Here is a 14,697-nt window from a genome sequence, read left to right on the forward strand (position 1 = left end):
GGAAACTGCACCTTCTGTGAAGAACATGACAGATTATCAGATATACTACATAACGCCAGAATTTACCGTATTGCCTTGGTTAAACGTATATGGCTGGCGTTATGTAGTCAGGTTACTCGGAAATTTTAACTGTTAAGCAGTACAAATCAAGTATAGCATGGTTCAGAGGTAATGTCCATTCGGATTCCGTTTCAAAAAAGCTCCCCCACCAGATACTGGTATATCTCCTGGTTCTTTTCCTGCCATTTATTACAGATGTTCTCGGCAATTTCCTCCGTGGGGACAGATATCCGGATGTCCACCAGGTTGATGTCCCTGTCCTTTGCCACCAGATGGGCCTCGTATCCTCCGGCTCTGGCAGTGTAATAATAATCTCCCAGCACGGAAACCTCATTGCGGAGCACATACTCGTTTTCCCGGAAGTAGTCATCGATATCCTGTTTGATACTGTAATTAATCAGGTTCCGGAAAAAGTTCAGCGTCTCCCGCCCCTCCGCCGTGATGGACAGATGGGTGCGGTTGCGGATGGTCTCCTGGGAAATCATATGGGCCTCGGTGAGCGCATTGATGACCTGCTGGAGGGTCAGATAGTTCGTATATTCCTTTTCCAGGATATAATCGCTGACCTGCGCGTTGGTCAAAGGGAAATTGACCCGGTTCAGCATGTATAGCACGATTAACTTATACAGAGTCAGTGGATCCTGTAGCATTTTCCCGCTTCCTTTCATTCAGCTTTTAAACAACCCGGAATCTGTATGTACTGGGCTCAGTCCCGGATGTGGGACTTCACGGCCTCCGCCACCAGCTCCGCCACTTTCGGATTGAAAGCCTCCGGCATGATATTGTCTTCACTAAGCTCGCTTTCAGGCACAAGTCCGGCAATGGCCTCCGCGGCTGCCAGCTTCATCTCTTCCGTAATCTGCGCCGCGCGGCCCTCCAGCGCGCCCTTGAAGATGCCAGGGAACGCCACCACATTGTTCACCTGGTTGGGGAAATCGCTGCGGCCCGTACCCACCACCCGGGCACCGGCAGCCCTGGCGATATCCGGCATGATTTCCGGCACCGGGTTAGCCATGGCAAACAGGATGGCATCGTGGTTCATGGCGCTTACCATTTCCGCTGTGACGATATTGGGGGCGGATACCCCTACGAAGATATCGGCTCCTCTCAGGGCATCTGCCAGAGTGCCCGTCTCGCCTGTCAGGTTGGTGACCTCTGTCATTTTCCGCTGCATCCAGTTCAGGCCCTCCGTGGATTTGGAGAGGATGCCCGCCTTGTCGCACATCAGGATATTGGGGAAACCATAGGTCAAAAGCAGCCTGGTGATGGCCACGCCGGCGCTTCCGGCCCCATTTACCACGACACGGCAATCCTCTTTCTTTTTGCCCACGACCTTTAACGCGTTGATGATGCCGGCCAGCACCACGATGGCAGTGCCGTGCTGATCGTCATGGAAGACCGGGATGTCCAGCGCCGCTTTCAGCCGCTCCTCAATCTCAAAGCACCTGGGAGCGCTGATATCCTCCAGATTGATGCCTCCAAAGGCGGGGGCAAGCCATGTGACGGCCTTGATAATCTCCTCCGTGTCCTGCGTGTCCAGACAGATGGGCACCGCGTTGACACCGCCGAATTCCTTGAAGAGAACGGCTTTTCCCTCCATGACGGGCATGGCGGCATGGGGACCGATGTTGCCCAGCCCCAGGACGGCGCTTCCGTCGGAGACCACAGCCACAGTATTGGCTTTCATGGTATATTTATAGGCGTTCTCCTTGTCCTCGGCGATAATCTTACAGGGCTCTGCCACGCCGGGAGTGTATGCGATGGAGAGATCCTCCCTGGATTTCACCGGGGCCTTGGATACGATTTCAAGCTTGCCGTTCCACTGTTCATGCATCATAAGAGCCTTTTCGTTGTTCGTCATGATTCTACCTCTTTTCCTGCTGTTTTATAAACCGGCATGGGCTGCCAGTGTTTTTCCCGGACAATGCCCGCTTGCCTGAAGATGCAACCGGACTACCAGTATCATATAATAGTTTGCGGTCTTTCGCAAGTTTTTTATAAAATAAGACATTTTTGTCATAATTATAAATTGGGGGTTCCTATTTTTGGAAAAGTGTATTATAATAGGAACATAAAGTATGGGTTCGACCATACGGATCAAGGCTGCACATCAATGACTGATCTGGCTGTGCCCCCCTTTTATCTATGACAATAGAATGAATCAGGTGTTTTTCTGTTGTCTTGCGACAATTAAAATCAGGAGGAATCTATGAAAGAAAAGTATGAATCACTGGCACTTGTACAGTTAAGGGAGCTCGCGAAAGTACGCGGGCTTAAAGGTACATCTTCCATGAAAAAAGCCGATTTGGTGGAGGCCATGCTGGCTGAGGACGAACGGCAGAAGAAGCAGGAGACAGAAAATGCCCCGAAACGCGAGGCGGCACAGCAGAAAGAGGAGAGCGCTCCAAAGACGGTACAGCCAAAAGCGGAGAGTGCCCCAAAGCGTGAGGCGGCGCAGCAGAGCAATGAAAGCGCCCCGGAATCTTCGCGCAAGAAGAATATTGTGACCAATAAGCGCCCGGCCTCCTCCCAGCAGAGGAATCTCCGCGCACAGAAAACAGTGATGGATGAGAGCAGTTACAAGGCGGAGCCCGCTGCAGCGGCAGAGAGTCCCAGAAAAGCGGACGAGCCTCTTAAGGCAGCGGAACAACCGGCAGCGCCTCAGAGCGCGCCCGCGGCCCCGGCAGCTCAGAATAATACAGCCGCACCCACAGCACAGCGTACTCCCCGCTCCACGGAGGTCTATGATGAGAAGACATACCCCAAGGAGCTCGACAGCGGCGAGGAGGCCAGCGGCATCCTGGAGGTCATGCCTGACGGCTACGGTTTCATCCGCTGCGAGAATTACCTGCCCGGAGAGAATGACGTCTATGTGGCCCCCAGCCAGATACGCCGTTTCGGATTAAAGACCGGCGATATCCTGCGGGGCAACAAGCGCATCAAGACCCAGCAGGAGAAGTTCAGCGCATTGCTGTTCATCCGGACCATCAATGGCTATACCATCGAAGAGGCTTCCAAGCGTAAGGCCTTTGAGGATATGACGCCTATCTTTCCCGATGAGCGCATCAAACTGGAGACTCCGGGCTGCAGTGTGGCCATGAGGGTCATGGATCTGGTCAGCCCTATCGGCAGAGGACAGCGCGGTATGATCGTGTCACCGCCCAAGGCCGGCAAGACCACCCTGCTGAAAGAGGTGGCGAAGTCTATCCTGCGCACAAATCCGGATGTGCATATGCTGATACTGCTGATAGATGAGCGTCCCGAGGAAGTGACGGATGTGAAAGAAGCCATCATCGGCACCAATGTGGAGGTCATTTATTCCACTTTCGATGAGCTTCCGGAGCATCACAAGAGAGTGTCCGAAATGGTCATCGAGCGCGCAAAACGCCTGGTGGAACATAAGAAAGATGTCATTATCCTGCTGGACAGCATCACCCGTCTGGCGAGAGCCTACAATCTGGTAGTGCCTCCCAGCGGACGTACCCTTTCCGGCGGTCTGGATCCCGCGGCGCTCCATATGCCTAAACGGTTCTTCGGAGCGGCGCGAAACATGCGAGGCGGCGGAAGCCTGACCATCCTTGCCACGGCTTTGGTGGACACCGGCAGCAAGATGGACGATGTGATATATGAGGAATTCAAGAGTACAGGCAACATGGAGATGATTCTGGACCGGAAACTGTCCGAGAAGCGCATCTTCCCGGCTATCGACCTGGCGAAGTCCGGCACCCGGAGAGAAGACCTGCTTCTGAGCAGCGAAGAACTGGATGCCATCAACATCATGCGCAGAGCTCTGAACGGCCTGAAATCCGATGAGGCCACGGACCGCATTTTGGACATGTTCGCGCGGACGAGAAACAACAACGAATTTGTCCAAATGGTAAAAAGAAACAAATTTATTTAAAATAGGACTTGCAACTCCATACTCTATATGCTACAATAATAGCGCTGTTTGTGGTTCCATAAGCAGTGCGGATGTGAACAGGGAATAATATGGAAGAGAAGCATTCCAATGGAAGAATCTTTCCAATGAAGTTTCGCAGCTGCGAATCTATTATAAAGAGGTGAATGAGATGAAGGAAGGAATCCATCCTAAGTACTATCAGGCAACCGTGACTTGTAACTGCGGCAACACTTTTGTGACCGGCTCCACGAAGCCCGAGATTCATGTAGAAGTTTGCTCCAAATGCCATCCGTTCTACACTGGCCAGCAGAAAATGACCAGAGCTGACGGACGTATTGAGAAGTTCAATAGGAAATACGGCGTAAAATAGGAATCGCAGGAAAGGTTGAGGTGATTGCATCTCAACCTTTTTTACACCGATGTTCAAAGCAGCTTTAGCTGACGGCTTTTGATAAAGGGCCGGAGCTAAAGCTATTTGACATGGAATTGAGGAATCGCATTCGAATTGAAGAAATGCAAAATGCATTTGCGTGGAGAAATGCGCTCATTGGAGGAAGAGTATGGCATCAAAAAGAATTTGCCGCTATTCCGGCATAGGCGGGCAGGCCGTGCTGGAGGGCATTATGATGAAAAATAAAGAAAAATACGCCGTGGCCGTGAGACGTCCCGACGGGGGCGTATCCGTGGAAGTGGATAATTATCCGGGAATCCTGAAAGGCAGCAAGATAAAGGAGATTCCGTTCATCAGGGGAATCTTCAATTTCATAGATTCGCTGGCGCTGGGCATGAAATGCCTGAACTTCTCAGCCTCCTTTTATGAGGAGGAAGAAGGCGGGGAGCAGAAACCGAAGAACGAGACCGGGGAAAAGCTGCTTTCTGTTTTGGTCACCTGTTTTGCCGTAGTGCTGGCTCTGGGGATTTTCGTAGTGCTTCCTTACTACCTGACCTCTCTGCTGAAGAGTTCCCTGCGGAACCAGTCCCTGATGGCCATCATCGAGGGCGTGATGCGCATCCTGATTTTTATCCTGTATGTGGGCGGCATCAGCCTTATGAAAGATATCAGGAGGCTATACCGTTACCATGGGGCAGAGCATAAATGCATCAACTGCATTGAGAGAGGCCGTCCGCTGACTGTGCCGAACGTGATGAGGAGTTCAAGGCTCCACAGAAGATGCGGCACCAGCTTTATCTTTTTTGTGTTTCTGGTGAGCATTATATTGTTTTTCTTTATCAGGGTGGAGAATCCTGTGGCCAGAGTGGGGATTCGGATTCTGCTGATGCCTGTGGTGGCCGGGATTTCCTATGAAATCATCCGTCTGGCCGGGCGCAGCAACAATATCCTGATACAGATTATATCCGCGCCCGGGATGGCAATCCAGCGCATGACCACCAAGGAGCCGGATGAGAGCATGGCAGAGGTGGCGATTGCGGCGGTAGAAGCCGTGTTCGACTGGAAACAATATCTGAAAGATAATTTCGGATATGAGACAGAGGATCCTGACACAGAGGAGCAGGCCGACGCATGATAAGTGAAGAAAAGCATTCGTACGAGGAATTGTACCGCCTAGGAAAAGGCGAGCTGGAATCTGCGGGAATTTCCGAGGCGGAGCTGGATGCCAGACTGCTGCTGGAGCATGTCTGTGGGACGAACAGGAACGATCTGCTGGTGCATGGGGACAGAGAAGTGGCCGCAGCGGAGCAAAATGTTTACGAAAGGCTGCTTGCCGGACGTAAGGAACGGATACCTCTGCAGCAGCTCACGGGCAGGCAGGAGTTCATGGGACTGGAATTCGCGGTGAATGAGCATGTGCTGATTCCCAGGCAGGATACGGAGATTCTGGTGGAGGAAGTGCTTCGCAATCTGTACGACGGTATGCGGATATTGGATCTGTGCACGGGGTCTGGCTGTATTTTGATAAGTCTTCTGCATTATTCCAATGATTGCGAGGGTGTGGGGACGGACATCTCTGCGGAGGCCCTGGATGTGGCCAGGCAGAATGCACAGAAGCTGTTGGGCATACAGGCCGGAGCAGGTGATGCTCTGACATTCCATGGCACAGAGGAGAGCGCGGAAAACCGGGATGGGAGAATTTCTTTTATACAGGGTGATTTGTTTGAAAAGGTGGAAGGAAAGTTTGACATCATTGTGTCAAACCCACCCTATATCTGCAGGAATGTCATCGAGACCCTGATGCCGGAAGTGCGGGAGCATGAGCCTTTGCTTGCGCTGGATGGCGGAGAGGATGGCATTTCTTTCTATCGCAGGATAATGGAGGAATGCGGCTCATATCTGTGCGGGGGCGGAATGCTTTTTCTGGAGATAGGGTACGATCAGGCCGCAGATGTCAGGAAACTGATGGAAGATGCAGGATTCCTGGAGGTAAGTGTAGTAAAGGACTATGGGGGACAAGACCGGGTGGTCTATGGGACAAAACCATTTGCCTGACAGAATTGCCTTTGAAAAGCAGGGCCTTTGAAATAAGCGGCATTTGTGGCACGGAATGGCGAATAGTGAATGGAAGAAGAACTTTCCATGGAAGATTTGCGACAGGCCGCGGCAGCGGCAGAATGTGAGGATATATGTTTGACAAGTTAGAGGATTTATTGATTCGGTTTGAAGAGATTTTGAGCGAACTCCATGAGCCTACGGTAACCTCCAATCAGGAGAGGTTCCGAAAGCTGATGAAAGAGCAGAGCGATTTGACTCCCATTGTTGACGCTTACACGGAATACAAGAAATGCAATCAGGAAATTGCGGATTCTCTGGAATTGCTGGATGTGGAAAGCGATGAAGAGATGCGGGAGATGATAAAGGAGACCCTGAACGAGAACAGGAAGCGGGTGGAGACGCTGGAGCAGGAGCTGAAGATTCTGCTTCTTCCCAAAGACCCGAACGATGACAAGAATGTAATCGTGGAAATCCGCGCAGGCGCAGGCGGGGATGAGGCAGCCTTATTTGCGGCGGAAATCTATCGGATGTATGTGCACTACGCCGAGAGCCAGCGGTGGAAAGTGGAGACCCTGAATGTAGATGAAATCGGCATAGGCGGCATGAAAGAAGTGCAGTTCACCATTGACGGCCAGGGCGCTTATTCCAAGATGAAATATGAAAGCGGCGTGCACCGCGTACAGCGGGTGCCGGAGACGGAGAGCGGCGGACGTATCCACACATCCACGATCAGCGTGGCCGTGATGCCGGAAGTGGATGAAGATATCGATATAGTCATTGATGAGAAAGATATCCGCATTGATGTAATGCGGGCATCCGGAAACGGCGGACAGTGTGTAAATACCACGGATTCCGCGGTGCGCCTGACACATTATCCTACGGGCATCGTGGTGTACAGCCAAACGGAAAAGTCCCAGCTGCAGAACAAGGCGAAAGCTTTCGCGCTGCTGAAAGCAAAGCTGTATGATATCGAGCAGCAGCAGCGCCATGACGCGGAGGCGGAACTGCGCCGCAGCCAGATAGGTACTGGAGACCGTTCCGAGAAGATTCGCACCTACAATTTCCCCCAGGGGCGCGTCACGGATCACCGCATCGGTCTGACGATTTATAAGCTGGATAAAGTCATGAACGGAGACATTCAGGAAATCCTGGACGCCTGTATCGCAGCAGACCAGGCGGCTAAGCTGGTGAAAATGGGTGAAAACTAGATAGAAAAATTAGAAATAACTATCAAATTTCACTATTGATTTCCTGAAGGATTCTTGTATAATTATTCTCGACATATGGGTATACCCATTTGAAAGAGGAGGATAATCATGAAAAAATTAACATCATTTCTATTGACAGCTGTATTGGTATTTGCTTGTGCAGGCTGTGGGTCTGAGGGTGGTTCCGGCAGCGATGCGGATACCAGTTCTGATGCCGTGGAAAGCTCTGAGAGTGTAGCGGATGAACAGTCCGATGCCGAGGAGAGCTCTGAGGAAGAGTCTGACGCTGAGGAAAGTTCTGAGGAGGACGCAGATGCGCAATCTGAAGCAGAAAGCGGTTCTGAGGGTGAGACAGAGGCGAAGTCTGAGGGCGTCATGACCTATGCGGAATATGATGCTGCCGCTCTCGAGTCCGAAGTCGTAATCGAGACTTATGTGCAGGCAAAGCAGTCCTGGTGGGAGGACAAGGCCACCGTTTATACCCAGGACAAGGACGGCGCTTATTTCGTGTACAATATGGTCTGCTCTGAGGAGGATTATGCGAAACTGACCCCTGGAACCAAGATTAAGGTAACCGGCTACAAGACCGAGTGGTCCGGAGAAGTGGAAATTGCTGAGGGAGCTACTTTTGAAATCGAGGAAGGAAATTACATAGCGCCTGCTGAAGATGTCACTTCTCTTCTGGGAACCGATGACCTCATCAAGCATCAGAACAAGTTCGTCACATTCAAAGGCATGACCGTAGAGGCCACCAAGGATGCAGACGGCAACGACGCAGCGTTCCTGTACAACTGGGACGGTTCCGGCCAGGAGGGCGACGACCTGTACTTCAATGTCTCCCTGAACGGAGAAACATATACCTTTACCGTAGAGTCCTATCTGTGCGACAGCAGCACTGATGTCTACAAGGCAGTGCAGGGACTTAAGATTGGGGACAAAATCGACATGGAAGGTTTCCTGTACTGGTACGAAGGTGTCAACCCCCACATCACTTCTATGACAGCAGCAAATTAAGCGGAACAGCCAGTCCGTGATTCTTTCCGGACTGGCTGTTTTTTTGCATGAAAGATATATTTAAGGAAAATAAAAGCAAAAAATATTTTCGCAGAAGAGTCTGTATGAGCAGGAGACAGACAAGAGAGAATTCGTAGAAAACTGCAAAGCTGAAAATCAGAGCTGAAATCTTAAAATAGATGTTGACATTCCCCATGAATGTGCTTATACTAGAAAATGGTCTGAAAATAAAATTTGAGGAAAGGAGGCAGCAGTCATGAAGACCAGGATAAGAAATACGCAGTTACAGGAAAACAGAATCAGAAAATTGCCTCCCGGGGATATAGTAGATTGAGTTTATCAATGCACTATGTTTTATCAGCAGAACAGAACGCGTAGAGTAGACCATGATTCCTGCTATTTGCCGGCAGATATCATGGTCTTTTTGTATCTCTAAATTCAACGGGAGTTCTGTTCTGTGCGGGGGCAGAAGTGGGAGGAGTGAAATGAAGTTACCTAGAAGTTTTGTCAGCATTGCCGGAAAATACGGTATAAAGGAAGAAGAAATCATCTTTGCGGCGATGGCTGACTTTGATATGGAGTATCGTTTTGCGGATACTATCGTGGCGTTAAGTACGGGAAAGGAATCTTCCAGAAAAAAACTGCTGATTGCCGCCTATCCTTACAGGAAAAAGACTGAAAAAGGCCGTTTTGTAGAATACCGCTTCGGCGGGTATGGCGGCTGGCAGATAAATGAGGACGCAGTCCATGCCGCGGAGCCAGCACTGCAGATATATGATTTGGATCAGGTGGAAAAGATTGAGGTGCTGCGTCAGGTGGCCACAGGTGTGCTGATGGCTGAAATCGATGGCATAGAGCGCAACCTCTGCCATTTCTCCAACACCAGGTTGGGAACATTCCTCAAGGTATGCAGTATTTTCCAGAAAATGAAGAAGGGAGAGGAAATCTCTAAGGAAGATTTGGACGTGGAGAAAGGAAAGGAATGCTGTCCCAAATGCGGCATGATTTATCCCGATCAGGAACGTAAGGTCTGCCCTAAATGCATGGATAAAAAGTCGATACTGTTCCGGGTGCTGTCCTATTTCAGGCCTTATAAGAAATATCTGGCAGTCATGATCGTGTGCTATCTGGGGACAGCGGCGCTGAATCTGGTGTGGCCGTACTTAAGCGGAACCATCCTGTACGACAAAGTGCTGGCCCGGGACGAGGCGTTCCTTACCTTTCTGCACATACCGGCCGGACGCTTCGTCACGGCATTGACCATGCTGGTCATCTCTATGGTTTTGACCAAGATAGTGATTCAGGGGCTGGGAATCCTGCAGGGCGTGCTTACCGCAAGGATTGCTCCGTCGGTGGTTGCTACCTTAAAGAGCCAGGTCTTTTCCTCCATGGGGAGGCTGTCCATCAGCTTTTATTCCAAAAGGCAGACCGGCGGCCTGATGACCAGGGTTTCCGATGACGCGGAGGAGATTTCCAGTTTCTTTATAGACGGAATACCGTATTTTTTCATCAATGTAGGGACGATACTGGCCACCATCGTAATCATGTTCTGCCTGAATCCCCTGCTTGCCCTGGTGTCCGTCATCCTGATGCCGGTGCTGGTAGTCATCAGCTATCGGATGATGCCTCATCTGTGGCATTATTATGGGAAAAGGCATCGGGCCAACCGACGCCTTAAGGGCCAGATGAACGAGAACTTCACCGGGGCCCGTGTGGTAAAGGCCTTTGGACAGCAGGACCAGGAGATGAACCGTTTTGCAAAGAACAACGGCAAGGTGAGGACGGCGGAGATGGATCTGGCCCGCTATGACAATAAGTTTTTTGCGCTGTACTGTTCGGTGGAGGATACCATCAGTTTCCTGGTATGGGCGGTAGGCGGCGCCATGATTATCGGCGGCTCCAATACCGAACTGGGAATGCTGATTACCTTTTCCGGTTACGTGGGACAGCTTCAGGGCCCGCTGAATTTCTTTTCCCGCATTATCAGATGGTATACCGAATGTATGAATTCGGCACAGCGTATGTTTGAAATCATCGATGCGGTGCCGGAGGTGAAAGAAGCGCCGAATCCTCTGCGGCCGGAAGAGTTTAAGGGAGAGATAGAACTGCGGAATGTGACTTTCGGCTACGAGGCCCATAAGCCTATCCTGAAAGATATCAGTTTCCATGTGGATGCGGGAGAGGTATTCGGCATCGTGGGACGTTCCGGCGCCGGCAAATCCACGCTGGTGAACCTGATATCCAGACTCTATGACACCCAGGAGGGCGAAGTGCTGGTGGACGGAGTCAACGTAAAGGAGTTTGGATTTAAAGAGCTTCGCAAAAATGTGGCCATGGTTTCCCAGGAGACTTATATCTTCATGGGAACGGTAGCGGAAAATATCGCTTACGCCAGACCGGATGCCACAAGAGAGGAGATTATCCGGGCAGCGGTCCAGGCCAATGCCCATGATTTCATCTGCAAGATGCCGGAGGGATATGATACGCTCTTAGGCTCCTCCAGCCGCTCCCTGTCGGGCGGGGAGAAACAGCGGATTTCCATCGCAAGGGCCATACTGGCAGATCCGAAGATTCTGATTCTGGACGAGGCCACATCCGCGGTGGATACGGAGACCGAGCTGGCTATCCAGAAGTCTCTGGAGAAACTGGAAAAGGGAAGGACGGTGCTGTCCATCGCCCACAGGCTCTCTACGCTGCGCAATGCCACGCACTTGATCGTGCTGGATGACGGCAGGCTTACAGAGTCGGGAACCCACGAGGAACTGCTGGCGAAGAAAGGGACATTTTATAAACTGAGCGAATTGCAGACCAAGGCTCTGGCCATGCGGGGCATCGAAGTATGAGAATCTAAATGATTCTTCCAGACGCGTCTTTTGTGCTTTGCGTGTATTATCGGAGAGATTACAGGAAAGTTCCACCATCGTTATGAGGATATTGACACGAAGCCAAAGAGGCTTTGTTACGGAAAGGGACAGACATTATGGAAAGACAGGATAACAACAGACAGGATCTCCTGGATCTGCAGGAGTTTGACGAGGAGGCTCTGAAGAAGGAATCGGAGGAGCTTCTGGAGATGCGTTTCCTCACAAAGAAGAATGCGGAATTCTCCCGGACAGAAGGCGGATTCGTAGCGCTGAAGATAACGGGTGCGGGAGAGAAATGTACTGCGGAAAATGAGCGTTCCGAAAAGGGAGAGCGTCCCGGAGAAGGGGAAGATTCCAGGAAATATGACCGGGTGGGCGTGTATCTGACATTCCCGCTGACCAATCCCGAGGAGTTCATCTCCATCCGGGAGGCAGACGAGAAAGCGAAAGAAATCGGCATCATTGAGAAGCTTTCGGACCTTGAGAAAGACCAGCAGGAGATGCTGCGGGAGCAGATTAAGCTCCGCTACTTCCGGCCCGTCATCACCAAGGTGCTGGATGTAAAGGATGAGTACGGATATGCTTACTGGAATGTAGTCACCAGTTTCGGCGCATGCCGTTTTACCACCCAGATGAGCGGCGACGCGGTGATTCATTTAAGCGATTCCAGGCTGCTGGTGACGGATATCGACGGGAACCGGTATGAGATTCCCGACTTCTATCAGCTGGGCGTCATGGAACGCAAGAAGCTGGATCTCTTTATTTAAAGAAAGGCATGAGAATTTATGAAACTTTTGTATTCGTTAACGGGGCCCCAGCGGGAGGCCCTGAAGTTAAGGCCGGGAGAAGAGCCTGTATACTGTGTGCCGGTGGATCTGGAATTCGATAACCGGAAGATGCAGCCCCGGGAGGCTTACGCCGGGAAAGTCTTTCTGGTGGTGACCGGGGAGCGCTTTCTGGTGCTGGAGGGGGACAGGGTATCGGCAGAATTTCTTCTGGCGGAATGTGAAAAAATCAAATGCGAGCATCAGGTTCACTGCGGCATCATCCTTGTGACGAAGAAAGACGGGCGGTTAGTCTGTGCGGCGCGGTTCTCCATGCGGCATATCGTCCGTGTGGCCTATGCGGCCAGGGGAGCCCAGGCAGTCATCGAGGCGCTGCGGACCGGGGAAGAGCCGGAAAAGGTGGTCAGCCTGGAGTATGAAAAATATTGTGACAAATGCGGAAGGGCGCTTCCCGGGACCAGTAAATGCCCTTACTGCGAGGGAAAAGCGGACATCCTGAAGAAATTTTTCGCGCTCTGCGGGGATTATGTGGGAAAGCTTTTGGTGATTTCCCTGCTGATGGTGCTGATTTCGGCCATGAATCTGGCGATACCTATGGTGCAGCGTGAATTTATCGACGGTACACTGTCTACGGGAAATGGCAGCTGGAAAGACCTGTGGATTTTCATCGGCATTACCTTTGCCATGCTGATAGGCCGCATTTTACTGGATGTCTATCGATACTGGCAGTGCGTGTCCCTGGGGAGCGCATTGAGCATGAGCATGAGGCGCAAACTTTACTATAAGATACAGTCCCTGTCGCTTTCCTTTATCAACAACAGAAAGCCGGGCGAACTGCTCAACCGCGTCTCCCGGGATACCAGACAGATTCGGGAATTTATGGAAGAGGTGTTCGGAGACATGTTCTCCACCTTGCTGACCATGGTGGTGTCTCTGATTGTGATGTTCATGATCAGCTGGAAGATGACTCTGCTTTCCACGGTCTTCATCTTCATCGTCTTCGCTGTGACAAGGGCCTTTTGGCATTATATCCACAATATATACCATAAGCAGTGGCTGAAGTCGGATGATTTGTCCAGCAGCCTGCAGGATATCATTTCGGGCATGCGCGTGGTGAAGTCCTTTGGAAAAGAAGAAAGAGAGGCTGCGCGCTTTCAGAAAAAAACGGTGGAGTATGCCGATATCAGCAGGCGGAATGAGACTTTCTGGGCAATCTTTTTTCCGATTCTGACTTTCCTGCTGGGAGCCGGCTCCTATATAGCGGTATATTTCGGCGGCATCGATGTGCTGCACGGGGATATGAGCCTGGGTGAGCTGGTACAGTTCATCACTTACTGCGGCTATCTGTTCGGACCTTTGAGCTGGATGACCCATCTGCCCAGAATGGTCATGCAGATGATCACCAGCCTGAACCGGATTTATGACGTGCTGGACGAGGAACCTGTCATCGCCGACAAGGAGGACAGCAGGGAATTTTCCATTGAAGGTTCCTTTGATTTCCAGAGGGTATCTTTCGGCTACCATACCTATGAGCCGGTGCTGGAGAACATCAGTTTCCGGGTAAAACCCGGGGAGATGATTGGGCTGGTGGGCGCTTCGGGAACGGGAAAATCCACATTGATTAACCTGATCATGCGTCTATACGATGTGGATCAGGGGAGGATTATGTTAGACGGCATAGACCTGCGGGATATCAAGGCGGAGAGCCTGCATTCCCAGATTGGGGTGGTGCTGCAGGAGACATTCCTGTTTTCCGGGAGCATCCTGGCCAATATCCGCTTCGCCAGACAGGACGCTACCTTAGAGGAAGTCATACAGGCGGCGAAAGCGGCCAATGCCCATGACTTTATCTGCAAGACGCCGGACGGCTATAACACTTATGTAGGCGAGCACGGCTACAATCTGTCCGGCGGAGAGCGGCAGAGGATTGCCATCGCAAGAGCCATCCTGAACAATCCAAGGCTCCTGATTCTGGACGAGGCCACCTCGGCGCTGGACACGGAGAGCGAGTTCCTGATTCAGCAGGCGCTGGACCGGCTGGTGAAAGGACGGACTACATTTGCCATTGCGCACAGACTCTCTACTCTGCGGAATGCCGACAGACTTGTAGTAATCGATAAGCATGGAATCGCTGAAATCGGCACACACAATGAGCTGCTGGAGAAGAAAGGAATTTATTATGGGCTGGTGACGGCGCAGCTGAAGATGGCGGAGGGGAAATAGAACATGTCCAACAAGAAGCTTCCGGGCTGGCCGGGGAGCCGCGTCTGTACTTCCCACGGTTGCGAAAATATCGAGGAACTGCCGGATGCCGGACTGATTGCCCGGACCGTATCCAGGGGAAATGCAGGCGGACGGAACGCGGCAGCCTGTTCTATAGTCAGAGACGCCAGCGCTTTCACATATGAATATCAAG

Annotated in this window: 11 protein-coding genes; 9 read left to right on the top strand and 2 right to left on the bottom strand. The window is 51.4% G+C overall.

The window, feature by feature from the left end; all coding sequences use genetic code 11:
- Window positions 1–191 precede the first annotated feature (191 nt).
- On the bottom strand, window positions 192–710 hold the full coding sequence (locus NFS35_RS22425) for a DUF4364 family protein (RefSeq protein WP_251209290.1): 519 nt from the start codon (window positions 708–710) through the stop codon (window positions 192–194).
- 56 nt (window positions 711–766) lie between these two features.
- Complete coding sequence (locus NFS35_RS22430; protein WP_251209291.1) at window positions 767–1,921, bottom strand: NAD(P)-dependent malic enzyme; 1,155 nt, start codon at window positions 1,919–1,921, stop codon at window positions 767–769.
- Between the two features lie 348 nt (window positions 1,922–2,269).
- Between NFS35_RS22430 and rho the strand changes: the two genes are divergently transcribed.
- The 9 genes from rho (at window position 2,270) to NFS35_RS22475 (ending at window position 14,504) form a co-directional block, all read left to right on the top strand.
- Window positions 2,270–3,961 carry a transcription termination factor Rho gene (gene rho, locus NFS35_RS22435; protein ID WP_251209292.1) on the top strand — a complete coding sequence of 564 codons (1,692 nt, stop codon included), beginning with the start codon at window positions 2,270–2,272 and terminating at the stop codon, window positions 3,959–3,961.
- Window positions 3,962–4,130: 169 nt separating this feature from the next.
- Window positions 4,131–4,331: a 50S ribosomal protein L31 gene (gene rpmE, locus NFS35_RS22440; RefSeq protein WP_251209293.1), complete on the top strand. Its 201-nt coding sequence runs from the start codon at window positions 4,131–4,133 to the stop codon at window positions 4,329–4,331.
- 190 nt (window positions 4,332–4,521) lie between these two features.
- On the top strand, window positions 4,522–5,487 hold the full coding sequence (locus NFS35_RS22445; protein ID WP_251209294.1) for a DUF1385 domain-containing protein: 966 nt from the start codon (window positions 4,522–4,524) through the stop codon (window positions 5,485–5,487).
- Entirely contained in the window at window positions 5,484–6,407 is a 924-nt protein-coding gene (gene prmC / locus NFS35_RS22450; protein ID WP_251209295.1) for a peptide chain release factor N(5)-glutamine methyltransferase, read from the top strand. The genes NFS35_RS22445 and prmC overlap by 4 nt, the downstream gene beginning before the upstream one ends.
- A gap of 134 nt (window positions 6,408–6,541) precedes the next feature.
- Window positions 6,542–7,618, top strand: coding sequence for a peptide chain release factor 1 (gene prfA, locus NFS35_RS22455; RefSeq protein WP_251209296.1), 1,077 nt, complete (start codon window positions 6,542–6,544; stop codon window positions 7,616–7,618).
- A 108-nt stretch (window positions 7,619–7,726) separates the two neighbouring features.
- Complete coding sequence (locus NFS35_RS22460) at window positions 7,727–8,632, top strand: hypothetical protein (RefSeq protein WP_251209297.1); 906 nt, start codon at window positions 7,727–7,729, stop codon at window positions 8,630–8,632.
- 485 nt (window positions 8,633–9,117) lie between these two features.
- The gene (locus NFS35_RS22465) at window positions 9,118–11,475 is read left to right on the top strand and encodes an ABC transporter ATP-binding protein (RefSeq protein WP_251209298.1); all 2,358 of its coding nucleotides are present in this window, start codon (window positions 9,118–9,120) and stop codon (window positions 11,473–11,475) included.
- 137 nt (window positions 11,476–11,612) lie between these two features.
- Window positions 11,613–12,263 carry a DUF1854 domain-containing protein gene (locus tag NFS35_RS22470; protein ID WP_251209299.1) on the top strand — a complete coding sequence of 217 codons (651 nt, stop codon included), beginning with the start codon at window positions 11,613–11,615 and terminating at the stop codon, window positions 12,261–12,263.
- Between the two features lie 18 nt (window positions 12,264–12,281).
- On the top strand, window positions 12,282–14,504 hold the full coding sequence (locus tag NFS35_RS22475) for an ABC transporter ATP-binding protein (RefSeq protein WP_251209300.1): 2,223 nt from the start codon (window positions 12,282–12,284) through the stop codon (window positions 14,502–14,504).
- Window positions 14,505–14,697: the final 193 nt, after the last annotated feature.

The sequence above is a fragment of the Acetatifactor aquisgranensis genome, assembly GCF_943193215.1.
Classification (GTDB): domain Bacteria; phylum Bacillota; class Clostridia; order Lachnospirales; family Lachnospiraceae; genus Acetatifactor; species Acetatifactor aquisgranensis.